Origin of the sequence: Billgrantia campisalis (assembly GCF_022341425.1) — a bacterium.
Taxonomy (GTDB): domain Bacteria; phylum Pseudomonadota; class Gammaproteobacteria; order Pseudomonadales; family Halomonadaceae; genus Halomonas; species Halomonas campisalis.
In genome coordinates, this window is the sequence record NZ_JABFUC010000013.1 from 1 (window position 1) to 23,999 (window position 23,999).

The 23,999-nt window shown below is 69.4% G+C and carries 14 protein-coding genes; 9 read left to right on the top strand and 5 right to left on the bottom strand.

Features of this window, described 5'->3' with window-relative positions; genetic code table 11:
* Positions 1 to 70 precede the first annotated feature (70 nt).
* From recD to recC, 3 genes are read right to left on the bottom strand one after another with little or no spacing between them, the layout of a single operon-like run.
* Positions 71 to 2,386, bottom strand: coding sequence for an exodeoxyribonuclease V subunit alpha (gene recD / locus HOP52_RS14975; protein WP_238978208.1), 2,316 nt, complete (start codon positions 2,384 to 2,386; stop codon positions 71 to 73).
* Positions 2,383 to 6,405 carry a UvrD-helicase domain-containing protein gene (locus HOP52_RS14980; protein WP_238978209.1) on the bottom strand — a complete coding sequence of 1,341 codons (4,023 nt, stop codon included), beginning with the start codon at positions 6,403 to 6,405 and terminating at the stop codon, positions 2,383 to 2,385. The genes recD and HOP52_RS14980 overlap by 4 nt, the downstream gene beginning before the upstream one ends.
* Positions 6,402 to 10,052 carry an exodeoxyribonuclease V subunit gamma gene (gene recC, locus HOP52_RS14985; RefSeq protein WP_238978210.1) on the bottom strand — a complete coding sequence of 1,217 codons (3,651 nt, stop codon included), beginning with the start codon at positions 10,050 to 10,052 and terminating at the stop codon, positions 6,402 to 6,404. The genes HOP52_RS14980 and recC overlap by 4 nt, the downstream gene beginning before the upstream one ends.
* A 317-nt stretch (positions 10,053 to 10,369) precedes the next feature.
* Between recC and HOP52_RS14990 the strand changes: the two genes are divergently transcribed.
* The 7 genes from HOP52_RS14990 to HOP52_RS15020 all read left to right on the top strand — a co-directional run bounded on the left by HOP52_RS14990 (position 10,370) and on the right by HOP52_RS15020 (position 19,878).
* On the top strand, positions 10,370 to 13,492 hold the full coding sequence (locus tag HOP52_RS14990) for a response regulator (protein WP_238978211.1): 3,123 nt from the start codon (positions 10,370 to 10,372) through the stop codon (positions 13,490 to 13,492).
* Between the two features lie 391 nt (positions 13,493 to 13,883).
* Entirely contained in the window at positions 13,884 to 14,858 is a 975-nt protein-coding gene (locus HOP52_RS14995; RefSeq protein WP_238978212.1) for a Bug family tripartite tricarboxylate transporter substrate binding protein, read from the top strand.
* An 81-nt stretch (positions 14,859 to 14,939) separates the two neighbouring features.
* The gene (locus HOP52_RS15000; RefSeq protein ID WP_238978213.1) at positions 14,940 to 16,454 is read left to right on the top strand and encodes a tripartite tricarboxylate transporter permease; all 1,515 of its coding nucleotides are present in this window, start codon (positions 14,940 to 14,942) and stop codon (positions 16,452 to 16,454) included.
* Positions 16,451 to 16,939 (top strand): hypothetical protein, encoded by a 489-nt coding sequence (locus HOP52_RS15005; RefSeq protein ID WP_238978214.1) that lies wholly within the window; start codon positions 16,451 to 16,453, stop codon positions 16,937 to 16,939. Before HOP52_RS15000 ends, HOP52_RS15005 begins: the two co-directional genes overlap by 4 nt.
* Before the next feature lie 111 nt (positions 16,940 to 17,050).
* Entirely contained in the window at positions 17,051 to 18,034 is a 984-nt protein-coding gene (locus HOP52_RS15010; RefSeq protein ID WP_238978215.1) for a TRAP transporter substrate-binding protein, read from the top strand.
* 15 nt (positions 18,035 to 18,049) lie between these two features.
* Positions 18,050 to 18,616 (top strand): TRAP transporter small permease, encoded by a 567-nt coding sequence (locus HOP52_RS15015; RefSeq protein WP_238978216.1) that lies wholly within the window; start codon positions 18,050 to 18,052, stop codon positions 18,614 to 18,616.
* The gene (locus tag HOP52_RS15020) at positions 18,613 to 19,878 is read left to right on the top strand and encodes a TRAP transporter large permease (RefSeq protein ID WP_238978217.1); all 1,266 of its coding nucleotides are present in this window, start codon (positions 18,613 to 18,615) and stop codon (positions 19,876 to 19,878) included. Before HOP52_RS15015 ends, HOP52_RS15020 begins: the two co-directional genes overlap by 4 nt.
* 7 nt (positions 19,879 to 19,885) lie before the next feature.
* Here the strand turns inward: HOP52_RS15020 and HOP52_RS15025 are convergent, their stop codons facing one another.
* Entirely contained in the window at positions 19,886 to 20,770 is an 885-nt protein-coding gene (locus tag HOP52_RS15025) for an EamA family transporter (RefSeq protein WP_238978218.1), read from the bottom strand.
* Positions 20,771 to 20,889: 119 nt separating this feature from the next.
* Between HOP52_RS15025 and HOP52_RS15030 the strand changes: the two genes are divergently transcribed.
* Positions 20,890 to 21,771 (top strand): LysR substrate-binding domain-containing protein, encoded by an 882-nt coding sequence (locus HOP52_RS15030; protein WP_238978219.1) that lies wholly within the window; start codon positions 20,890 to 20,892, stop codon positions 21,769 to 21,771.
* Between the two features lie 69 nt (positions 21,772 to 21,840).
* Complete coding sequence (locus HOP52_RS15035) at positions 21,841 to 23,331, top strand: protein adenylyltransferase SelO (RefSeq protein ID WP_238978220.1); 1,491 nt, start codon at positions 21,841 to 21,843, stop codon at positions 23,329 to 23,331.
* 179 nt (positions 23,332 to 23,510) lie between these two features.
* Here the strand turns inward: HOP52_RS15035 and HOP52_RS15040 are convergent, their stop codons facing one another.
* A complete protein-coding gene (locus tag HOP52_RS15040) occupies positions 23,511 to 23,978 on the bottom strand; it encodes an Lrp/AsnC family transcriptional regulator (protein ID WP_238978221.1) in 468 nt (155 codons plus the stop codon).
* Positions 23,979 to 23,999 lie beyond the last annotated feature (21 nt).

Below are 23,999 nucleotides of genomic sequence, written 5' to 3' on the forward strand. Positions count from 1 at the left end.
GGCCACCACGGCTTGTCGGCGTTCTTCGGAGTAGCGAGGCATGAGCGTCTCCTTTCGCCCCCTGATCGGTTTATAAGAACAGGGTATCAGAGGGCACGACACTCATCCTGACACTGGGGGCCACCTCCCTCGTCACCGCCTCATCCAGCATCCCGCGGCCAGTCTCCACCAGCGTCAGCCAGTGCCTGGCGCGGGTGATGCCTGTGTAGACCAACTCCCGGGTGAGGATGGGGTTGGGGGCGTCGGGGAGCAGCAGGGCGGTGTGGGTGAATTCCGAGCCCTGGGATTTGTGCACCGTCATGGCGAAGACGGTTTCCACCGCCTGCAGGCGGCTGGGCAGCACCCACTTGATGCTGCCGCTGCCATCGCTTGCCGGGAAGGCGACCCGCAGCAGGGTGCGGCCGGGCTGCTGCGCTGCGTTGCGCGAGTCCGGCACGGCGAGGGTGATGCCGATATCGCCGTTCATCAGCCCCAGGCCGTAGTCGTTGCGGGTGACCAGCACCGGGCGGCCTTCGAACCAGCCTTGTTCCAGCTCCAGGTCGCTGGCCTGGAGCAGCCCCGCGCGGCGCAGGGCGCGGCCGATGCGTGGGTTGAGGCCCTCGATCCCCCAGGGGCCCTTGCGCAGGGCGCAGAGCAGCTGGAACTGGCCGTGGGCCTGCAGCACGGCGCGGGCCCAGGCGTCGAAGGGCTGGCGCGCTTCGCTTTCGCCGAAGGTGCTCTCGTCGGGACGTTTGCTGCGCAGCATTTCCAGGTAGTGGCGGTAGCCGAGCGGAGGGGCGACAGGGTCGCCGCGCCGGTCGGTACGGCCCTGGCCGCGCTGGGAAAAGCCGGCGGGGTTGCCCTCCACCACCAGCCTGTCCAGGCCCGAGTCCTCGGCGTCGCTGAGAGGCAGCCGGGCCAGGTCCCGATAGCGCGCTTTCCCTTCAGCGCCGAAGACCTCGCGCACGGCGCGGCGTTTCTCCCTGGCCAGGCGCTTGTCGGGCAGCGGGCGGTTGACCGCCTCGGCGAGCCGGCCGATGCCGCTTTGTGCATCGAAGCGGTGGCTCACCCGCAGCATGGCGATGGCCTGGTCCAGCGGCTGGCCGTCGGTGTCCCGGTACTGCGCGGGAATCGGCGTGCCGGTCACGGCCTCCAGCCAGTCGGCGGTCTCGGCGCTGTAGTGGCCGCCCTCGGCGCGCTGGCAGAGATCGCCCAGCACGGCGCCGGCCTCCACCGAGGCGAGCTGGTCCTTGTCGCCGAGCAGGATAAGCCGGGCCCGGGCGGGCAGGGCGGTCAGCACCGCCGCCATCATCTCGATATCCACCATGGAGGCTTCGTCGATCACCAGGGCGTCCAGCGCCAGGGGGTTGCCGGCGTGGTGGCGGAAGTGGCGGGTGTCCGGCCGCGAGCCCAGCAGGCGGTGCAGGGTCGTCACTTCCGTGGGAATGCTGTCGCGCAGGGTCGAGATATCCACACCCTGTTGGCCCACGGCGCCGGCCAGCTCGGCAAGCGACAGTTGCTTGACCTGGCCGGCGATGGATTCGTTAAGCCGCGCGGCGGCCTTGCCGGTGGGGGCGGCCAGGCGGATACGCAGCGCCCGGGCGCTGGCGGTGTCGGGGCGGCCGAGGGCCATGGCCTGGAGCAGGGCGAGCAGCTTGACCACGGTGGTGGTCTTGCCGGTGCCGGGGCCGCCGGTGATCACCGCGAAGGGGGAGCGGGCGGCCAGGGCGCAGGCGGTTTTTTGCCAGTCGAGCTCGGTCGTGGTGGGGAAGAGGGCGTCCAGGGCGGTGGCCAGTGTCTTGGGGGCGGTGGCGGTATCGGGGCGCCTGGCGGCGCCAGTCGTGAGCTGAAGCTTCCTCCTACAGGCTTCGTCGCTTGTGCCGAGCCTTGCCGAGATATGGCGGCGGATCTCCTGCTCGTACTGCCAGTAGCGGCGCAGGTAGAGGCGCGGGCCGTGGGGACCGGGGGCGTGGACCAGGGGCGTGCTGCCTGGCGCGGCGTTGGCGACCAGGCTGGGGTTGGCGAGGGCTTGCTCCCAGTCGGCGAGGGTCAGGCCGTCGAGCACCTCGCTGGGCAGCGGCGGCGGGTCGCTGAGGTCGTCGCCCTCCGGCGGCAGCGAGAGGGCCAGGTCCGGGGCCTCCAGGGTGGCGGCCAGGTCGAGGCAGACGTGGCCGCGGCCCAGCTGGTGGCTGGCGAGTGCCGCGGCCAGCAGCAGCGGTGCCGGGGCCTCGGGTACCTCGCGATGCAGGAAGGCCGCCAGGGCCCGGTCCAGGGCGCGCAGCCAGCCGCGCTCCACCCAGCGCGCCAGCAGTGCCATCAGCGCCGGCGTCTCGTCCAGGGCCGGATGCCGCGTGGGGGACTCGGGCGGTTCGGGCAGGTCCTCGAACAGGTCCTTGATGTCGTTCATGGGCGAACCTCCGCCGCCATGGCGTGAGTGGGCGCTGACTCGCCGCGAAAGAGGGCGTCCAGGGTGTCGATCAGGGCCCGGGGCGGGCGCTCGGCGTAGACGCCGCGGCCCTCCGTGGCGGTGGCGGGGCCGATGCCGCGCAGGAAGACGGTCAGCGAGCCGCCGATATGGCGGTCGTAGTCGTAGTCCGGCAGGCGCGACTCGAGCAGCCGGTGCAGGGCCAGCAGGTAGAGGGCGGCCTGCAGGTCGTAGCGCTTGTCGGCCATGGCGTCGCGCATGGCCGCCTGGGTGTAGGCGTCGTCGTCCGGCCCCAGGTGGTTGGACTTCCAGTCCAGCACGTAATAGCGCCCGTCCCGTTCGAACACCAGGTCGATAAAGCCCTTGAGCATGCCGTTCAGGGTGTCGGCGTCCAGCGCCGGGCGCGGGGCCCCGGCCAGGGTGTAAGCGCTGACATGGCGATCCAGCGCGGGAGTGGCGACCCGGTGGGCGGCGAACCAGAACTCCATCTCCACCTGATAGCTGGCCAGCTCCTCGAGGCGCACCGGCGGCGCCTCGGGCAGCGGCAGCGGCGTGGTCAACAGCTCCCCCAGCCAGCCGTTGAGGGGGGCCAGCCAGGCGCCCCAGCCGCGCAGCTGGGTGCGCCGGGCGAGCATCTCCTCGCGCAGGGCGGCGTCCCGGGCGGCGCGGCCGAAGCCCTGCTCGCCGGCCCACTCCAGCAGGCCATGCAGGAAGGTGCCGGGGCCGGGGCCGCGGGGGAAGCGGTGCAGGCGATGGGCCTGGGGCGGGAGCGTCGCGGCGCTGTCGCGGGGCTCGTCCATCACCTCGAAGGCGGTGGCCTCCAGGGGCGTGGTGGGCTCGGGCAGGATGGCCGCCTCGCCTGCTTTGGGAGGTAAGTCAGTGCTGACTGGGGCGCCGCTCTGCGCGGGGGCGGGCATGGGCTCGAGGATGGCGCCGCTGGTGCGCAGTGCCGAGTAGCTGGCGATCCACCAGTGCTCCCGGGCTGGGCGCGTGGGTCGGCGCGCCTCGCCCAGCTCGCCCTCGCCCTGGGCCGGGGTAAAGAGCTCGGCGGTGGCGGGGGGCGCCGGCTCGATGACGATGGCCGGTTCATTGCCCTTGAGGGCGGCCAGGGCCGCGCCGAGGTTCTCCGGGGTCAGAGCCTCGCCGTTGCCGAGCAGCTGGCCCAGGGCGCTGGCCTCCAGCCCCTTGAGGGGGGCGACCCCCAGCCAGGTGGCGTGGCGGGCCCGGGTCAGGGCCACATAGAGCTTGCGCAGGTCCTCGCCCAGGCGCTCCCGGTCGGCGATGGCCAGGGTCGTCTCGTCGGCGGCCAGGCTCAGGCGCAGCCGACCCTCGGCGTCGTGCCAGCGCAGCGGCGAGTCGTCGGCCTTGGTGGCGCGGTGGTTGCCGATAAAGGGCAGGAACACCAGCGGGTACTCCAGCCCCTTGGACTTGTGGATGGTGATCACCTGCACCAGGTCGGCGTCGCTCTCCAGGCGCAGCCTGTGAGCCTCGCCCTGGTCGTCCGGGGCGGCGATGGCCTCGGCGAGGAAGCGGATCAGCGCATGCTCGCCGTCGAGCTCCTGGCTGGCGTGTTGGAGCAGCTCGCCAAGATGCAGTAAGTCGGTGAGCCAGCGCTCACCCTCGACGAATGTCTGCACGGACGAATCACTGCGTTGCTCGGTGCTCGTCAGTTCGCCTAACCCCTCGTTATGTCTCACTTCCTGCGCGCCTGGCGCCTTGTGCTTCATTCCGTTCGACGATTCGTTGGCGGGCTGTTTAGCCAGCAGCCGGCCGGGCACCTCGAAGTCGTTCATCAGCCGGCGCAGCAGCGGCAGCACCCCCTGGCGCTGCCAGAGGCGGTGGTAGTCGCGGAACTGCAGCACCCGGGCCTCCCAGGCCAGTTCGTCCTGCTGCAGGCGGTCCAGGGCGGCGAGGTCCAGGCCCAGGCTGGGGGTGGCCAGGGCGGCACGCAGCAGCCGCTCGTCCTCGGGGTCGGCGCAGGCGCGCAGCCAGGTCTCCAGCTCGGCGGCCATGGGCGAGGCGAACACCTTGTCCTTGTCGGAGAGATAGACGCTCTTCACCCCGCGGCGGGCCAGGGCGCGGCGGATCTCCCGGGCTTCATTGATGCCGTTGACCAGCACCGCCATATCCGAGGGGGCCAGCGGCGTGACGGCCTCGCCATCGTCGAAGCCCGCCGCGCCGCGCCGGCCCCGCTCCAGCAGGGCGACCATGTGTGACGCGCAGCGCTCGGCCATCTCGCCCAGATAGGCGCCCTTGCCGAGGGGCTCGTCGCTGTCCAGTTGCCAGAGGGTCATGGCCGGCTGGGGGTGGCCGTCGACCACGAGGGCATCCTTGCTGCCCTTCGCCTTGACCGCGGTGAAGGGCACCGGGTTGCGGCCGTCGCCCTCCTTAAACAGGAAGGCGCCGGGCGGGTGGGCCTCGGCGAATTCGAAGCAGCGATTGACCGCGGCTACCATGGCGGCGCCGGAGCGGTAGTTGGTGCCCAGGGTGACGTGGCGGCCGGCGGTGTCGCGGCGGGCCTGGAGGTAGGTGTAGATATCGGCGCCGCGGAAGGCGTAGATCGCCTGCTTGGGGTCGCCGATCAGGAAGACGCCGGTCTCCGGCGAGTTGTCGGCCAGGCGGTAGACCCGGTCGAAGATGCGGTACTGCACCGGGTCGGTGTCCTGGAACTCGTCCACCAGGGCCACCGGGAACTGCTGGCGAATACGCTCGGCCAGGGTTTCGGCGCTGGGGCCCTTCAGGGCGCGATCGAGATGGGTGAGCAGATCGTTGGGGCCCATCTCGGCGCGGCGCTCCTGCTCGCGGGCGAGCCGCGCCCGACACCACTGCACGGCATGGATCAAGAGGTCGGCATGGGGCTCGGGCAGGGCGTCCAGCGCTTCGGGCAGCTCGGCCAGGGCCTCCCAGGCCGCCGGCACGGGGGGCGTGCCCTCCTTCCAGATTTCCGCCATGCCCGCAGGCGTCAGGCGCTTCCAGGCGGCGGCGGTCAGCGCCGGGCGGGTCGCCTCGCCTTCGCACCAGTCGCGCAGGGCCCCCAGCCAGCTGGCGCGGCTCTTGGCATTGAAGCTCTGCCCCTTAAAGGCCTTGCGCTGGGCGGCCTCCTCCAGGGCCGGCACCAGCTCGTCGAGCCAGGCGGCCCAGGGCGCCTTGAGCTCGGCGAGGCGCGCCTCACGCTCCGCCCGGGCCGCGGCCAGGGTCTCGGCGGGGGGCGGGGCGCGGTGATCCAGGGCATCACTTTCGGGAATCAGCGGGCGCACGGCGCTATAGAGGGAGGCGCGGCCCTCGGTGGGGGACTCCCAGTAGCGGGTGATCTCGGCCAGGGCCTCGGCGTCCAGCGGGTAGTAGAAGCTGCGCCAGTAGTCGCGCACCACCTCCTGCTCGAGCTCGCTCTGGTCGGTGGTCAGCTCCAGGGAGAAGAGGCTGCCGCTGTCGAAGGCGTGCTCCCGTAGCATGCGGTAGCACCAGCTATGGATGGTGGAGACGGCGGCCTCGTCCATCCACTCGGCGGCCAGCTGCAGGCGCCGGGCGCAGGCCGGCCAGGCGGCCGGGTCGTACTGGTCGCGCAGGGCGAGCAACAGTGGATCGAGTTCGGTTGACGGGGCTGATCCGGGGGCAGGCCTACGAGGAGGCGCTGTGAACCCCTCCCTGGGCGCTACCGATGCCATCCCTGGCATAGGACCTCCTCTCCGGCCTGCCCCCGGCGCCCCTTCGCCAGGCGCCTCGTCACGGAAGACCTCCGCCGCCTCCACCAGCCGGGCACGAATCCGCTCGCGCAGCTCCTGGGTAGCGGCGTTGGTAAAGGTCACCACCAGGATCTCCGGCGGGGTCAGGGCGCGGGGGAAGGCGGCCTCGTCCTCGGGGTGGCGGGCGCCGAGCACCAGGCGCACGTAGAGCAGGGCGATGGTGAAGGTCTTGCCGGTGCCGGCGCTGGCTTCGATGAGCCGGCTGCCGTGGAGCGGAAAGGTCAGTGCATTCAGCTCGACGGGCTGGGTATCACTCATTTGCCGTTCCCCCCGTTTTTATCCCCTTTTACCGCCAGATAGAGCGGGGCCAGCAGCCGCTCGGTCAGTGTTGGAAAATCCAGCCTAGCGACGTCGGGCCGTTCGTCCTTGGTGGCCGGCGCGGCGGCCATCAGGGCGGCGAAGTTTGGCCAGCGGTGGGCGAGGTAGGCGTTGCGGTCCACCTCGCCGGCGCTGAAGGCGTCGCCTTCGTAGGCCTTTCTTGCCTGCTGCCAGGCGTCGCTATCGGGGCCGTTGTGTTGCATAGAAGTGTCGTGCTTGTCGACCTTGGCCAGCCAGGCGAAGGCGGTATCACAGGCCAGCGGCAGGGGTTCGCGCATCCCCGCCTGCCAGGCGTCGATCAGCTCGCCGAGGCGCTGCCGGGCAGCCGTGGCCTCCAGGGGCGGCAGGGTGACGCTGCCGGCCTTGGAGAGCAGCCGGGTGGTCAGGGGCGCCTCCAGGTTGCCGGCCAGGTGGGCCACCCAAGGGCGAACCAACTGGGCCCAGCGGTAGCGCTTCTGCTTGATCAGGCTGCTGCTGGTCAGCAGCAGGCGGCAGCGCTCGCCTTGGTCGTTCGTGCGCAGCTGATCGAGCCAGTCCTCCAGGGGCGGGGTGGTGCGGGTGGGCAGCGCCAGGCGCACCGGCTCGGGCTCCTCCAGCGCATGGGGCCAGGCGTCGATCAGCTCGGCGTACTCGGCGAACAGCGCCTCCATGGGCTCGGCGAGGCTCTCGCGCATGCGCTCGGCGAAGGCGCCCATGGCCAGTACCCCCTGGCCTTCCAGACGCTTGAGGGCGTCGTCGAGCGCCGCGACCCGGGGTTGGCCGGCGTCGACAACGCGGCGCTGGGCCTGGATCAGGGCGTCCTGAAGCTGCCAATGGGTCAGGCCGTCGAGGGTAAAGGGTTCCTGGTCGAGGCTGGTGATGTCCTCGCGCTCCAGAAAGACCCGCAGCCGGGTATTGAAGAAGGCCTTGGCCGGGTCGCGCAGAAAGCTGCCGAGCTGGGCCAGCGTCAGCGGGTTTTCCTGCTCGAAAGAAGAGAGAGAACTCTTGACGCTTGGAAGGGCTTCGATTCCTTCATCCGCACTTGCTGGATGCACATCCCGCCACTCATGGGCATAGGTAAAGCGGCGCCGGGCCGAGACATCCCGGGCCGCCTGCCGGGCCGGGGTGGGGAAGTAGTCGCGGCTAAAGGGCTGCAGCGGATGCTCGGTGGTCAGGGTTGCCAGGAGGTTGCCGCGGTCCGCGGTCCGCCAGCCGGCGGCCAGGTGGTCGCGCAGCTGGCCCACCAGCACCGAGGGGGGCTTCTCGGCGTTATCGACGATGCTGCGCCCCACCCAGCTGATATAGAGTTGGCGGCGCGCCGAGAGCAGCGCCTCCAGGAAGAGGTAGCGATCGTCCTCGCGGCGCGAGCGGTCGCCGGGGCGGTAGTCGCCGTGCATCAGGTCGATATCCAGCGGCGGCTGGCTGCGCGGGTAGTCGCCGTCGTTCATGCCCAAGAGACACACCCGTTGGAAGGGGATGGCGCGCATCGGCATCAGGGTGGCGAAGTTGACCGCCCCGGCCAGGAAGCGCTGGGAGAGGCTGTGCTCGTCGATCTGCGAGAGCCAGTGCTCGCGCACCACCGAGAGCGGCAGTTCCCGGGTCAGCCCCGCCTCCCGGGCGCTCTCCTGGAAGGTCTGCAGGCCCTGCTCCAGGCGCGCGAGCATCAGGCTGTCGGCGGCTTCTTCCGCGCTGAAGCAGGCCTCCAGCAGCTCGCGCAGGGCCGCCACCCAGCCATCCACGTCATGGGCCTCGCGCAGCCGTTGCCACTGGGCCTCCAGGGTCTCCAGCAGCTGTGCCAAGGGGCCAGCGAGGCCCGCCTCCAGGCCGCCGATATCGTCGTAGGGCTCGATGCCCCGCCAGGCGCCGCCGTCGCCCACCGCATAGCCGAGCAGCAGCCGGCGCAGGCCGAAGGCCCAGGTGTTCTGGGTCAGGCCCTCGGGCAGGTCGAGGCTGCCGCGCTGGCGGGCGTCGAGCCCCCAGCGGATGCCGGCGCCCTCGATCCAGCGGGCGAGCGTCGGCAGGTCCGCCTCGCCGAGGCCGAAGCGGGCCCGCAGCGCCGGCACCTCCAGCAGGTCGAGCAGGTCGCTCACCGAGAAGCGCAGCTCTGGCAGGCGCAGCAGCTTTTCGAGAGCCACCATCAGCGGCAGGCGGTGACGGTCGGCCTGGTCGGAGAGGGTAAAGGGGATATGCCGCGGGTCGTCCGGCGGATACTGACCGAAGACCGCCTGGATATGCGGGGCGTAGTGGTCGATCTCCGGCACCATCACGATGATATCCCGGGGCCTGAGCTCGGGGTCGGTAGCGAAGGCGGCCAGCAACTGGTCGTGGAGGATTTCCACCTCCCGCTGGGGGCCGTGGGCGACGTGGAAGACGATGGAGTCGTCTTCGGCCGGGTCCAGCGCCGGCCAGGTGTCGCGAGTCTCGGCGAGCGGACGCAGGGCGCGGATATCGTCCTGTAGCTGGTGCAGCAGCAGGCCCGGCGAGTCGTCCGGCACACAGGGCTCGAAGAGGTCGATACGCAGCGCCTCGCCCTCGAAGAGCGACTGGTAGGCGCCGGCGTCGTCGTGTTCGTCGAGCAGGCGCAGGTAGTCGCGGCCCTGCTTGCCCCAGGCCGCCAGCAGCGGCTGGGCGTGCAGGTGCAGGGCGGCCTCGCCGTCGCCATCGCCGAGCACGTCGAGGCGCTCCGGCATCCCCGGCTTGCGGGCTTGCCGCCTTCGCGCCGCCCGCAACAGCTCCTTGTGCTCGATGATATCGGCCCAGTAGTGCTCGCAGGGGTTGTGCACGCAGAGCAGCACCTGGCTGACCCGGGCGATGGCGGCCAGGGCCTCCAGGGTCTGGCTTGGCAGTGAGGAGATGCCGAAGACCACCACCCGGCGCGGCAGGCCGGCGGGCGGCGCCTGGGGATCGAGGGCCTCGGCGGCGGCCAGGAAGCGACGATGCACCCGGGCGCGGCTGGAGTCGATACCGGCGGCGCCATGGGCGGCCTCCACGTCGGCACACAGCGCCCGCCACAGCTCCGGCTGCCAGCGCTGGGCCTCCTCCAGGGGGCGCGCCTCGCCGCGGGCGGAGATACGCACGTCCTGCCCCGCCGCCCAGGCGTCCAGCCAGTCGGCCCGGTAGACCTGGTACTGGTCGAAGAGGTCGGCCAGGCGCTCGGCCAGCTGGTGATGCTTGCGCAGGTCGGCGTCGTCGGCCAAAAAACGCGCCAGGGGCGCGAAGCTGGGCCGCTCCAGCAGCCCCGGCAAGAGGCGCAGCAGCCGCCACACCAGCCGCGACTTGTCCAGGGGCGAGGTGGCGGGCACCGCGTTCTCGTCGCCGCTGACCTGGGTCAGTACGCTGCGATAGGCCTGCCACAAAAAGCGTGCCGGCAGGGTCACGTCGAGGGCCGCGGCGATGCCGGCACCGCCCTGGGGGGCGTCCTCGGCCAGCGCCAGCTTGAGCCACTGGCCGATGCCGTTGCTCTGCACCAGGATGGTCTCGTTCTCCAGCGGGCCCAGGGGGTGGCGGGTCATCCATTCCACCGCCAGGCCGCGCAGGGCCTCCAGGCGGTTGCCGTGGATCACCATAAAGCCGGGCTGGAGCGGGGTGGCGTTAGTGGCCAGGGGCATGGCGGTTCCTTCGCGATGGCGAAGGGCCATGGTGCCATATTAATGCGGTTTTGCGGTTTTGCGGTTTTGCGGTTTTGCGGTTATCGGGCTGGGCGTGAGGGGGGGGGCCGATCCTCGGCCCGCTCCCATCCCCCTGGGGTAGGCGCGGTGGCTACCGGGATGCCTTGACCTACGCTGTGAGAGAGGGCCGTCGACCCGGTGGCGCGGGGCGGGATGACTGGGCGGCCACCACCCGGTTGGGGCGGAGCCGATCGAGGGCGTCGGCCAGGCCACCGAGGCCAAGCGGTTACGCGGTATCTTGCCATAGGCGAATCGACATGGGCGCAGTATCGATCATTAGCGGGCCGGCTACGGCGGGAGGCTTCCCTGAGTCCGGGCTGAGCTGGGGCGAGATCGCCGTCTGGGGCGGGGGCTTCATCGGCCTGCTGGTGGCCTCGCTCGTCGTCGCGGCCTGGCTGTGGAGCCGTCGGTTGAGTCGCCGGATGGCGCTCAAGGAGCGGGCGCTGCTGGAGCGCATCAAGGAGCAGGCTTGCCTGTACGGGGTTGCCGCCGTGCTGGATCAGCGGGATCTGACGCTGGAGGCGCTCCTCGAGCGGGTGGTCTGGCAGCTGCCCGGCGGCTGGCAATACCCGTCGATCACCTGCGCCCGGATCACCTACGGCGACATCCAGGTCCAGACGCCCAGCTTCGAGAGGGCGCCCTGGCGGCAGGAGTCGACCATCTTCGTGCGGGGTAAAGAGGCCGGCCTGATCGAGGTGGCCTACCTGGAGCCCCGCCCCGAACTCGACGAGGGCCCCTTCCTCAAGGAGGAGCGCGCCCTGATCACCGAGCTGGCCAGGCAACTGGGTGCGGCCATCGGCAAGCGGCTCGACGAGGAGGCGCTGCGAGCCCACAGCCAGCGCCTCGAGGAACAGGTGGCGCTCACCGAGCAGGCCCAGGCCCGGGCCGAGGCCGCCAACCACCGGCTTACCGAGGCCCTGGAGTCCCTCGCCGAGGGCTTCGCGCTTTTCGACGCCGATGACCGGCTGGTGTTGTTTAACACGCGGTTCAAGGAGGATTTCGTCACCGTGCCTGACGTGATCAAGCCCGGCCTGCACTTCGAGGAGCTGCTGCGGACCGTGGTCGAACGCGGCCTGGTTCCCCCCGGCTACGCGTCCCCGGAGGCCTGGGTCGCCGAGCGCCTCGAGCGCCACCGCCATCCGATAGGCCCCTTCAACTTCCTGCGCAGCGATGGCCGCTATATCCAGATCAGTGAACACCGCACCCGGGATGGCGAGCATGTCGGCGTCTACTCCGACATCACCGAACTCCAGCAGTATCGCGATCGCCTTGAGGAACTGGTCGAGGCGCGCACCGCCGAGCTCCAGGCCGCCACCGAAAAGCTCGAGCGTTCCCAGGACGCGCTGCGCCTGGCCCGGGAGGAGGCGGAGCGGGCCAGCCATGCCAAGGGTGAGTTCCTGGCCAACATGAGCCACGAGATCCGCACGCCCTTGAACGGGGTGATCGGTGTGACCGAGCTGCTGGAGCGCACCGAGCTCAGCGAGCAGCAGGCGGAGTACGTGGAACTGATCCAGAAGTCCGCCGACACCCTCCTGGGGTTGATCAACAACATCCTCGATTTCTCGAAGATCGAGGCGGGGCAGTTGGAGCTGGAGTCCATCCCCTTCCATCTGCGCGATACCCTCAGCGATACCCTCCAGACCCTGTCGCTGCATGCCGCCGACAAGGGGCTGGAGCTGGCGATGCACATTCCCCCGGAGGTCCCCGACCGGGTGCTCGGCGACCCGATCCGACTGCGACAGATAGTGGTCAACCTGGTCGGCAATGCCATCAAGTTCACCGAGCAGGGCGAGGTAGTGGTCGACCTCCAACTGGCCTCCCTCGACGAGGATGGCATGCGGCTGGCCGTCGAGATACTCGACACCGGGGTCGGCATTCCCGAGGAGAAGCGCCAGCGGATCTTCGAGGCCTTCGGTCAGGCCGACAGCTCCACTACCCGCCAGAGCGGGGGGACGGGCCTGGGGCTGTCCATCGCCGCCCAGCTGGTGGCGTTGATGGGTGGACGTATCGAAGTCGGTGCCGGTCCCGGCGGTCAGGGCAGCCGCTTCGCCTTCACCATTACCCTGGGGGTGCCCGAGGAGAGGGTCGAGGTCCCGGCTTCGCCCCCGGAGCTACAGGGGCTAGCGGTGCTGGTGGTGGATGACAACGCCACCAACCGGCGCATCCTCGATGAGTTGCTCACCAGCTGGGGCATGCGCCCGGTGTGCGTGCCCGGGGGGCTCGAGGCCCTGGCAGCGATCGAGCAGGCGGAAGAGATGGGCGAGCGCTTTCCCCTGGCCCTGCTCGACATGATGATGCCAGAGATGGACGGCCTCAAGCTGGCCGAGCGTATCCGGGCGCATCCGAGCCATGCCGCCATGCCCATCCTGATGCTCTCCTCCGGCGGGCATTCCGGGGACCCGACCCGTCGCGAGCGACTGGGTATCTCGCGGCTGCTGCTCAAGCCCATCAAGCAGTCGGCCCTGCTCGATGCCATCGGCGAGGCCCTGGGTGGTGGCGCCATGAGAGGCGGGGGCGAGGCGGCCGCCTCGCCGAGTGCCGTGACGCCGCGGCGCGTGCTGCTGGTCGAGGATGGGCTCACCAACCAGAAGGTTGCCATCGACCTGCTGCGTCAGCGTGGTCATGAGGTGGTCCTGGCAGAGAACGGCCGCCTCGCCCTCGAGGCGGTGGAGCGCCAGGCGTTCGATGTGGTGCTGATGGATATCCACATGCCGGTGATGGATGGCCTGGAAGCCTCCCGGGCCATTCGCGAGGGTGAGCGGGGCACGGATCGGCATCTGCCGATCATCGCCATGACCGCCAGTGCCACCAAGGCGGACCGGGAGCAGTGTCGTGATGCCGGCATGGACGACTTCGTCGCCAAGCCGTTCCGGGCCGCCGAGCTCTATGCCGCCGTCGAGCGCGCCGGGGAGACAAGCCCTTCGGGCGGGGCCGCGGCGACCACCGCTGAAGGGGCGCGTCCGCCGCTCGAGCCGCAGGATGCCACCGAGCGCCCCGCACCGGCCGAGTCGATGGGCGACGCAGAGGCGGAGATCCCATGCCTGGACTGGCAGGGCGCCCTGGGCGCCCTGGACGGCAACCGCGAGATGCTGGTCGAGCTGGTCGAGATGTTCCTCGATGAGGGGCCACGGCTGATCGCGGAGATCGACGCCGCCCTGGCCGCCGGGGAGGCCCGCGACCTGCGCCGCGCTGCCCATACCCTCAAAGGATCGGCCCGGGTGGTGGGCGGCCTGGCGGCGGGCGAGGCCGCCCAGCGGCTCGAGGCCCTGGCCAAGGCCGGCGATCTGGCCGGGGCCGGCGAGGCCAGGGATGCGCTGGTGCGGCGCCTGGCCGAGCTGACCCGGGTGCTGGAGGCGCCCCGTGACGACGCGAGCGGCTGAGGCAGGAACCGCCCGGTCGCTCGAGAGCGGCTCTCGGCAGCGTCAGCTTCAACCACAGGCCGATGCCGTGGCTCAGCACCAGGACCGTCTCCTTCTCCGTTAGTGGCCAGGGGCATGGCGGTTTCTTCGCTGGATGCCGAGGCCGGGTTTCATGGTGCCGTAAAACCGTCGGGGGATAAACGTGCCCGGCAACGTCCCCTGTTCGGTGCCAAAAACGCAAGGTTTCCTGAGGTTATCGTGAAAAACCGGGAAATTGACAACGCAATCCTCGAAATGAACAAGCAGGTCGTCCTGTGGCGCCATAGGGTTGAGACAGAGGGCTGCTGCTCGGCGGATGAGCGGCGGCGTTCGGATTCGGAATCAACAAGATACAATAACTCTGGAGTGATTCATGATCTTCAAACTGTCAAAGACCGCCGTTGCTGTCACCGCTGCCGCGCTGACATTCACCGCCGGCGCCAGTGTGGCCGCCGCTGACAGCCTCGGCAGCGACCCGATTCGTATCGTCATGCCCTATGGTGCCGGTGGCAGCACCGATATCACGGCGCGCATCATCGCCGCCAACGCCGCTGAGCACTGCGGCACTCGCATCGACGTGGTCAGCATGCCGGGCGCTGGCGGCATGGAAGGGCTGCAGTTCGTGGCCGATGCCACGCCCAACGGCCATACCGTCCTGATGGCGGACTACTCTGCGACCATTACCCAGACGCTGACCGAGGACACGCCCTGGGCAGTGGAGGACTGGGTGCCCATCGTTCACCTCACCGATTGGAAGCCCACCGTCTACGTCAAGGCCGACCACGATATCCAGAGCATCGAGGACTGGGTCGAGCTGGCCGAGGCGGAGCCCAATTCCCTGGTCTTCGGCCATGCCGACCCGCTGAGCCTGGTGCACCTGCCGCTGGTGCTGCTGGAGCAGGAAACCGGCATCCAGAACGTCCATCTGCCGACGACCGGCGGCGGCGAGACCCGCACCATGATTCTTGGCGGCCATATCGATCTGGGCATGACCCTGCCGCCCTCGATCGTTTCCAACGTCAACAACGGTGAGGTCACGGCGATCGGCGTCTTCGCCGACGAGCGCTCCGATGTGCTGCCCGACGTGCCCACCTTCCAGGAGGCAGGCTACGACGTCTCCTTCGAAGCCCCGCTGCTGGTCTATACCTTCTCCTCCGTGCCGGAGTCGATCCAGCAGGAGCTCTCCGAATGCATCATGACCGGCCTGGATACCGCCACCGCTCAGCGGATGTCGGATCAGGCTTCTGCCGGGTTGGACAACGTACAGGGCATGGAAAGCGCCCAGGCGATCTATCGCGACACCACCCAGCGGGTCAAGGATGTCCTTGAAGCGATAAACCAGGACTAACACCCTCCTCTGGAAGCCCGGAGCCGATATTCGGCTCCGGTCGTCTTGTCGTGCCCCTTCCAGCCTCGTCGGAGAGCGCTGATGCTTGATCTTGTCATTGAGGCCAGTGCGCTGGCCTTCCATCCCTATGTGTTGATGTATGTGTTCCTCGGGGTGCTGCTTGGTATCACCCTGGGCGCGATTCCCGGCCTGTCGGGGGATATGGCTATCGCCTTGCTGCTGCCCTTCGTGTTCTTCCTGGAGCCGGCCATGGCCATGGGCCTGCTGGTGGGGATCTACAAGGGCGGGCTGTTCGGAGGCTCGATTGCCGCGATCTCATTCGGCGTGCCCGGCACGCCGGGCGCGGCGGCGACCAGCATCGACGGCTACCAGGCCAAGCTCAAGGGCACGCCCAGCAAGGCGCTGCATACCGCGCTCTACTCGTCGGTGATCGGCGATACCACCAGCGATCTGGTGCTGATCTTCATCGCGGTACCGCTGGCGGCGGTGGCGCTGACCTTCGGGCCCATCGAGTTCTTCGCCCTCTATGCGTTCTCATTGATTCTGATCGCCGCGCTCAGCCAGGGCATGGTGGCCAAGGGGGTCGCGGTGGCCGCCATTGGCGTGCTGCTGGCGATGATCGGCCGCGATCCCATTACCGGCGCCTCGCGGCTCACCTTCGGCATGCCGGAGCTCTCCGGAGGACTGAGCCTGATCCCGGTGCTGATCGGCATCTTCGCCATCTCCGAGGTGGTGATACAGGGGGCCAAGCTGTGGCGTCGCAAGGTCGACAAGCTGATGGATGACGTGGCCGAGCAGGCGAGCCTGCTGCAGGGCTACGACATCAGCAAGGACAGGCTGACCTGGGCCGAGTTCAAGTCGACCCTCAAGGCCACCTACATCGGCGCAGCGGTCGGCACCTTCATTGGCGCGCTGCCGGGGGCGGGCCAGTCGCTGGCGGCCTTCATGAGCTATGGCCTTGCCCAGCGTTTCTCACGGCGCTCCGAGGAGTTCGGCAAGGGCTCGCTGGAGGGCATCGCCAGCGCCGAGTCGGGCAACAGTGCCACGGCAGGGTCGACCTTCATCCCGCTGTTTGCCTTCGGCATTCCCGGCAGCGCCACGGCGGCGCTGTTCGGGGCGGCCTTCATCCTGATGGGCATGACCCCGGGGCCAAGCCTGCTCACCGACAATACGGCGATCATCTATGCGCTGTTCTTCACGCTGATCTTCGCCAATCTGGTCAACCTGGTGCTGGGCAAGATCCTGCTGCCCTACTACTCGCGAATCGCCATGATCCAGCCGGGCTTCATGATTCCCGCGGTCTTCATCCTGGCGATCGTCGGCACCTACGCGGCCAACAATTCGGTGGTGGATGTCTGGGTGCTGCTGTTTGCCGGGGCACTGGGGGTGACGCTGCGCCTGATGGGTTTCCCGCTGGCGCCGCTGGTGCTCGGATTCATCATCGGCCCCGGCGCCGAGCGCGCGCTTCGCCAATCGATGATCATGGGCGGCGGTGACTGGACGGTGCTGATCACCAGCCCCATCGCGATCGGCTTCTACGTGGCGGCCTTCGCGCTGATCCTGCTCTTCACCCTTGCCTTGAGGGCCAAGCAATGAATCGCACGATCACCAAGGAACTGCTTTCCGCGGCCCTTATGCTGGGGCTGGGTATCGCCGGCTTGATCCACATCCAGTACGGGGCCTGGCGGCCGGCGCCACTGGTGCCGTCCTATATCATGCCGCAGACGGCCTATCACTTCCTGATCGGTGGAGGCCTGTGGGTACTGACGACGCTGGGACTCTTCACGCTGCGTCAGCGGGTATCGGCCCTCGAGCGGCCGGGCGCCAAGGATCAGGACCTGGTCGCGATCGGCCTCTCTTCGGCCCTGATGCTGGGTGGCGCCGTCGTCTACTTCCTGCTGGTGCTCAACGTCGGGCTGGTGGTTTCCACCGTGGCCTTCAATGCCGTACTGATCGCGGTGCTGGCGCCCAACGTCAGCTTCAAGGGGCTGCTGATCGTGCCGCCGCTGGTGGGCCTGGCGGTGTGGCTGCTGTTCGTGCAGATGATCAGCGTCACCCTGCCGCCGGCGCTGCTGTTCTAAGAGGCGTCGAGTCGGCTGCCATCAACGCCCTGTCTGCGGTACTCTTTCCAGCCTATAACGAGAACGGCAGGCTCCGGGGCCTGCCTGGGCTGGACTGACACGAGGCTTTCCATGAACCGCATCAAGACGCTGACCCTGGCCGTGGCGGCTGCCGCCCTGGCCACTTCTTCTCTCACCGCCCAGGCACGGGACTTTCGCCTGGGGCTGATCACCCCGCCCCAGCACCTCTGGTCGCAGCAGGCCGAGGCCTTCGCCGCGGATCTGCACGAGCGCTCCGGCGGTGAGCATAGCGTCAGCGTCTATCCGGCCCAGCAGCTGGGCAACGAGGCGCAGATGGTCCAGCAGCTGCAGACCGGCGCGCTGGACATGGCCTTTCTGACCATCGCCGAGATCTCCAACCGGATTCCCGACTTCGGGGCCCTCTATGCGCCCTATCTGGTGGACGGCGTGGACCACGCCGCGGCGCTGCTGCGCTCCGATACCGCCGCCGAGCTGCTCGAGCTGATGCCCCAGGGCGTGGGGCTGATGGGCCTGGGCTACGGGATGGTGGGCATGCGCCAGGTGCTCAGCCGCGGCCCCATCGAGAGCATGGACGACATGCGCGGCCAGCGCCTGCGCATCACGCCCTTCGAGCCGATTCGCGACTTCTATACCGCCACCGGGGCGGCGCCGGCGCCGATGCCGCTGCTCGAGGTCTACGATGCCCTGGCCAACGGCCAGGTGGACGCCATCGACATGGACTTCGATTCGATCCTGATCCTCAAATTCTATGAGCAGGCCGATCACCTGCTGATCTCCAACCACATGATGTTCCCCATGGTGGGCGTGGTCTCCGGCCGAGTATGGCGCGAGCTCTCCGAGGAGGACCGGGAGCTGATCGAGACCACCATGGCCGAGCACCTCGACCAGGTGCTGACCGGCTTCCAGGAGATGGACGCCGCCCAGGAGGCCGAGATCCGCGAGCTGGATATCAACATCGTCGAGGCCGACGCCGAGTTCTTCAGCAAGGCCATCGCCGAGTGGGAGGGAATCTGGGGTGAGAAGGCGCCGATGCTCGAGGCGCTGCGCGAGGAAGCCGAGCGCCTGCGCCAGTAAGTGAAAGGGGAGCCGATGCTGTCACGTCTCTCCGATCGCCTGGCGCGCCTGGAGGAGATCGCCGCCGCGACACTGGCGGCGGCGGTCACGCTGCTGATCCTGGTCAACGTGGCCTTTCGCGCCGCGGGCAGCCCGCTCTACTGGATCAGCGAGCTGGCCATCTACGCCATGATCTGGATGACCTTCCTGATCGCCGGCGCGGTGCTCAAGCGGCGCCAGGGCATCGCCGTGACCCTGGTGGCCGATGCCCTGCCGGGCTTCGGCCATCGGCTGCTGATGGCCGCGGTCGACCTCGCCGTGCTGGTCTTCGCGGTGCTGCTGCTGTGGCTCTGCTGGCGCTGGTACCAGCCGCTCACCCTGGCGCGCCTGGGCTTCGATATCCAGGCCTTCCAGGGCGAGACCTTCAACTTCATCTATGCCGAGAACACCTCCACCCTGGGCATCAAGAAGTTCTGGGTGTGGCTGATTTTGCCCTGGTTCGCGCTGTCGCTGACCTTTCACGGGCTGGTCAACCTGGCTGGCGCTCTGCGTGGGCTGCGTGACCCGGCGCAGTCGCCCCAGCCACCGGAGGCGACCCCATGACCGTTGCCGTCTTCGTCCTGCTGCTGCTCGGCGCCGTGCCCATCGCCCTGGTGCTGGCGCTCACCGCCATGGTCTATATCCAGGTCTCGGGCAACAGCGTTCTCTTCGAGTCCTATCCCCAACAGCTGTTCGGCGCCATCGAGAGCTATGGGCTGCTGGCGATTCCGTTGTTCATGCTGGCCGGCGAGCTGATGAACGAGGGCGGGGTGACCCGGCGGCTGATCGACCTGTCACGGCTGCTGGTGGGCGGCTTCCGCGGCGGGCTGGCCTACATCAACCTAGTCGCCAACATGATGATGGCGGCGATCATCGGCTCGGCCGCCTCACAGATCGCCATCATGTCCCGGGCCATGGTGCCGGCCATGGAGCGGGAGGGCTACAGCCGCTCCTACGGGGCGGCGATCACCGCTGCCGGCGGGCTGCTCTCGCCGATCATTCCGCCCTCGATGCTGTTCGTGCTGTTCGGGGTGATGGCCCAGGTGCCCATCGCCGAGATGTTCATCGCCGGCATCCTGCCCGGGCTGCTGCTCGGCTTCAGCTTCTTCCTGGCCATCGCCGTGGTGGGGCTGGTGCAGCAGTACCCCAAGGGGCAGTGGCCGAGCCGCGCCGAGGCGACACGGGCGCTGGTCATGGGGCTGCCGGCGCTGGCCATTCCGCTGATCATCATCGGCGGCATCCTGCTGGGGTTGGCCACGCCCACGGAATCCGCGGCACTCGCCTCACTGGCCGCGCTGCTGCTGGGGCGCTTTCTCTACGGCGACCTGAAGGTCGCCATGCTGCCCACGGTGCTCAAGCGCACCGCGGTAAACGCGGGCCTGGTCATCATGCTGATCGCCGCCGCCGGGGTGTTCGGCTGGGTGATCGTCTACGAGCGCCTGCCGCAGATGGCCGCGGCCTGGATCGCCGCGCTCACCACCGACCCCTTCCACTTCCTGCTGCTGCTGATCGGTGTGCTGCTGGTGGTGGGGATGATCATCGACGGCATCGCCGCGCTGATCCTGGTGGTGCCGATCCTGCTGCCCATCGCCACCCAGCAGTTCGGCATCAGCCCCTACCAGTTCGGGGTGGTGGTCTGCCTGACCCTGGTGCTGGGGCTGCTGACGCCGCCGGTGGGGGCGGGGCTCTATATCGCCTCCTCCATGACCGGCGCCTCGCCGATGCGCATCTTCCGCTCCCTGCTGCCCTTCCTGCTGGCGAGCCTCGCCACCCTGGTGCTGCTGGCCTGGCAGCCTTGGCTGACCACCGGTTTGATTGGACGCTGAGCGCGATTCAGCGGCTGGCCGTGATGCTGCCCGCGGCGACCAGCAGGGCGGCCAGCGGCAGGCGCCAATCCGGCACGGCAATGCCTGCCAAGACCAGGAAGAGGGTGGCCAGTACCGGCACGGCGTGGGCCAGGTTGCCCAGCCGATGGGCCTGGGGGTCGTGCATGGCACGACTCCAGGCCAGCATGGCCAGGCCGTAGGGCCCCAGGCCCAGCGCCGCGGCGACCTGCAGGGTTGCCGCGGAGGGCAGGGCGCTGACCCCCTCCAGGGCCAGGCTGGCGCCGCCGACGACTGTGCTGGCGATCAGCAGCAGGTGGGGCATCCGCGTGGCCAGGCGCCAGGCAGGGACCTGGGAGGCGAGTGAGTAGAGCGCCCAGCACAGCGCCGCGGCCAGGGCCAGCAGGTAGCCGCCCCAGGCGCCCGACACGCCTCCCGCCAGCGCCTGGGGGGCCACCAGCAGGGCGGCACCGGCGAAGGCCAGCAGCCCGCCGGCCAGGGTCGTGATCGGCAGCCTGCCCAGCGCCAGCCGGCGGCTGGCCAGCAGGAAGAGCACCGGCCAGGTGTAGAGGATCAGCGCCGCCTCGGCGGTCGGTGCCCGAGTGAAGGCGGCGAAGCTGGCGCCCACCGCGCCGGCCATCAACAGCGGTATGCCCAGATAGATCGCCAGGCGCTGTGCCCCGGTCAGCGTCGTGTCGCGGTGCCGCCGGCGACGGGCCATGGGCAGGGTGCCCAGGGCGCCGGCCAGCAGCGCCAGGGCCGAGAGGCGCAGCGGCGGCAGCTCGCCCGCCTGCTCGACCAGCAGCGGCACCAGCGCCCAGAACACCACCGCCAGCCCCGCGGCACCGGCGCCATGCCAGGTAGAGCGAACGACCCGGGGAGCCTGGATCTGCATGGCGTGACCTCCGATAGCGTGTGGACGACTGGGGGAATGACAACGGCATGCTATCGGGTCCACACTCATCACGATAACGATCTCTTTTGATATGATTCATCAATGATGGTGATGTGACGATGCGCGCCCCGACCCTCGACCTGAGCCTGCTGCGCACCCTGGTGGCCATCGCCGATACCGGCAGCGTTACCGCCGCGGCGCGGCGCCTGGCCTACACCCAGTCCACGGTGAGCATGCAGCTCGCCCGCTTGGAGCAGTCCCTTGGCGTGGCGCTGCACGAGCGGGAAGGGCGCCGCATCCGCTTCACGGCCGAAGGGGAGCGGCTGCTGGGCCACGCTCGGCGGCTGCTGGCCCTCAACGACGAGGCCCTGGCCGATATGCGTGCCCGACGCATCACCGGCGAGCTGAACCTGGGCATTCCCGAGGACTACGCCAGCCTGCTGACGGCGGTGTTCTCGTGGTTTCACCAGCTCTATCCGGACGTGGGCCTGCAGGTGACCTGCGGCACCAGTGCCGACCTGGTGGAGCGGGTGCGCGCCGACGAGCTGGACCTGGCGCTGGTGACCCGTCAGCGCCGCTCGCCGGGGGGCGAGGTGATCCGCCGCGAGCCGCTGGTCTGGGCGGTGGGGCTGGAGCGTCAGCCGGTGCTCTCCGACCCGTTGCCGCTGGCGCTCTACTCGCCGGGGGCCGACCTGTTCCGCGAGGTGGCCGAACAGGCCCTGGCCGCGGCGGGCCGCGACTGGCGAGTCGCCTACCGGAGCCAGTCCATGGCCGGCCTGGGGCCGGTGGTGCAGGCGGGGCTGGCCATCGTGGTGGTGACCCGCAGCATGCTGACGCCCCAGCTGCGGGCCCTGGACGAGACCAGCGGCCTGCCGCCGCTGCCTGCCGTGGAGCTGGCCCTGCACCGCGCGGCACGCCGGCCCACCGAGCCGGCTCGGCACCTGGCCGAGCTGATACGCCAGCAGCTTTCGCCCCGCGAGCCGGAGACGGCGGCTCGATAGCGCCAATCCCCAGCGTTATACTCGGGTATTTAGCCACCGGCTGAGGCCCAGCCGCCGACCGGAGCCGTCATGTTTCCACGATTTACCCTGCGCTATGCCCGCCTGCCGGAGCGCTTCTACATCCGCTTCGACCCCGTGCCGGTCAAGGCGCCGCGGCTGGTGGCCTTCAACCGGCCGCTGGCCGAGGAGCTGGGCTTCGACCTGGCGGCCTTCGACGCCGAGGCGGCGGCGGTATGGTTCGCCGGTAACGTGGTGCCGTCGGGCGCCGAGCCGCTGGCCCAGGCCTATGCCGGGCACCAGTTCGGCACCTTCAACCCGCGGTTGGGCGACGGCCGGGCGGTGCTGCTCGGCGAGGTGACCGACCGCCAGGGCCGGCTGCGCGACATCCAACTCAAGGGCGCCGGCATGACGCCCTTCTCCCGCGGCGCCGATGGCCGGGCGCCGCTGGGGCCGGTGCTGCGCGAGTACCTGGTCAGCGAGGGCATGCACGCCCTGGGCATTCCCACCACCCGGGCGCTGGCCGCGGTGACCACCGGCGAGGCGGTGTTTCGCGGCCTGCCCGAGCCCGGCGCGGTGCTGACCCGGGTGGCGGCCAGCCATCTGCGGGTGGGGACCTTCCAGTACTTCGCCGCCCGTGGCGATACCGAGGCCCTGCGCACCCTGGCCGACCTGGCCATCGAGCGCCACTATCCACAGCTGCTTGGGCCCGAGCTTCGCCGGCTCGGCGAGGGCGAGCGCTACCTGGCGCTGGTCGAGGCGGTGCAGGCCCGCCAGGCGGCGCTGGTGGCGAAGTGGATGGGGGTCGGCTTCATCCATGGGGTGATGAACACCGACAACACCACGATCAGCGGCGAGACCATCGACTACGGCCCCTGCGCCTTCATGGAGGCCTATGATCCCGAGACGCTGTTCAGTTCCATCGATGAGGCTGGGCGCTATGCCTACCGCAATCAGCCGTGGATCGCCCAGTGGAACCTGGCGCGTTTCGCCGAGACTTTGCTGCCGCTGATCGACGAGAATCAGGAGAAGGCCGTGGAGCAGGCCACCGCGCTGATCCAGGCCTATCCCGAGCGCTACGAGGCCGAGTGGCTCGCCGTGATGTGTGCCAAGCTGGGGCTCGAGCAGGCGCAGCCGGGCGATGCGGCGCTCGCCGAGGCGCTGCTCGAGGCCATGCACCGCGGGCGCGCCGACTTCACCCTGAGCTTTCGTCGGCTCTGCGATGCCGCCGAGTCCTCCCGGGCCGATGCGGCGCTGGTGGCGCTGTTCGAGCGGGTGGACGCCATCGAGGCGTGGCTGGCGCGCTGGCGCGAGCGGCTGGCCCAGGAACCGCTCGCGCCGGAGGAGCGGGCCCGACGCATGCGCCGCGTCAATCCGGCTTATATTCCCCGCAACCACCGGGTGCAGGAGGCGATCAGCGCCGCCGAGCGGGACGACTTCGGCCCCTTCGAGGCGCTGCGCGAGGTGCTGGCGAGCCCCTTCGACGAGCAGCCCGGCCGTGAGGACTACGCCCGGCCGGCCGAGCCCCAGGAGCGGGTGTTTCGCACCTTCTGCGGGACTTGAGCCATCGGGGAATCCGGGGACGGGTGGCTGTCATGCCGGCCGGGTCTTACTGCAGGCTCGCCTTTCTGCCTGGCGGTCCAGTAACTCGTGCGAGTCGTTGTGGAGCTGCGCATAGAGCAAGCGGGTGATCCTGAGTTCAGGCCCGAAAGTGGCGAGCGTTCCTGGTGTTAACGGCCCCTTCAAGGTGAGACCTTGAGGGGGCCGCCCTCCTTGAGGGTATTCATGGCCACCTGGGTGGCGATATCGCGAATGCCCTCCATGGGGCTGACGGTGGTGGAGAGGAAAAGGGAGAGCTCGGCCAGATCCGCCACCATCACCTTGAGGATGAAGTCATGGTGGCCGGTGACGGCGTGGCAGTCGATCACCTCGTCCCGGGCCAGTAGCGCCGCCACCGCCTCCCGGGGTGAGGCCATGCGCCCCTTGTCCACCGAGAGGAAGATAAAGGCGGTGACCTTGAGGCCCAGGGCCTCCGGGGCGAGGCGCAGGGCATGGCCCTGGATGACCCCCTGCGCTTCCAGGCGAGCGATGCGTCGCGAGCACTGGCTGGGGGAGAGGCTCACCGCCTCCGCCAGGGCGGCCAGGGTCAGGCGGGCATCCCGCTGCAGGGCGTGAAGAATCCGCCGATCGAACCTGTCTAGCATTTCCATTGCATTGATCTCTTGAATAGT

Excerpts from the sequence above, each read along its gene's own strand:
- HOP52_RS14980 (WP_238978209.1), bottom strand. The coding sequence starts at position 6,405 with ATGAGTGATACCCAGCCCGTCGAGCTGAATGCACTGACCTTTCCGCTC.
- HOP52_RS14990 (WP_238978211.1), top strand. The coding sequence starts at position 10,370 with ATGGGCGCAGTATCGATCATTAGCGGGCCGGCTACGGCGGGAGGCTTC.
- HOP52_RS14995 (WP_238978212.1), top strand. The coding sequence starts at position 13,884 with ATGATCTTCAAACTGTCAAAGACCGCCGTTGCTGTCACCGCTGCCGCG.
- HOP52_RS15020 (WP_238978217.1), top strand. The coding sequence starts at position 18,613 with ATGACCGTTGCCGTCTTCGTCCTGCTGCTGCTCGGCGCCGTGCCCATC.
- HOP52_RS15040 (WP_238978221.1), bottom strand. The coding sequence starts at position 23,978 with ATGGAAATGCTAGACAGGTTCGATCGGCGGATTCTTCACGCCCTGCAG.
- HOP52_RS15030 (WP_238978219.1), top strand. The coding sequence starts at position 20,890 with ATGCGCGCCCCGACCCTCGACCTGAGCCTGCTGCGCACCCTGGTGGCC.
- HOP52_RS15015 (WP_238978216.1), top strand. The coding sequence starts at position 18,050 with ATGCTGTCACGTCTCTCCGATCGCCTGGCGCGCCTGGAGGAGATCGCC.
- recD (WP_238978208.1), bottom strand. The coding sequence starts at position 2,386 with ATGAACGACATCAAGGACCTGTTCGAGGACCTGCCCGAACCGCCCGAG.
- HOP52_RS15025 (WP_238978218.1), bottom strand. The coding sequence starts at position 20,770 with ATGCAGATCCAGGCTCCCCGGGTCGTTCGCTCTACCTGGCATGGCGCC.
- recC (WP_238978210.1), bottom strand. The coding sequence starts at position 10,052 with ATGCCCCTGGCCACTAACGCCACCCCGCTCCAGCCCGGCTTTATGGTG.
- HOP52_RS15010 (WP_238978215.1), top strand. The coding sequence starts at position 17,051 with ATGAACCGCATCAAGACGCTGACCCTGGCCGTGGCGGCTGCCGCCCTG.
- HOP52_RS15005 (WP_238978214.1), top strand. The coding sequence starts at position 16,451 with ATGAATCGCACGATCACCAAGGAACTGCTTTCCGCGGCCCTTATGCTG.
- HOP52_RS15000 (WP_238978213.1), top strand. The coding sequence starts at position 14,940 with ATGCTTGATCTTGTCATTGAGGCCAGTGCGCTGGCCTTCCATCCCTAT.
- HOP52_RS15035 (WP_238978220.1), top strand. The coding sequence starts at position 21,841 with ATGTTTCCACGATTTACCCTGCGCTATGCCCGCCTGCCGGAGCGCTTC.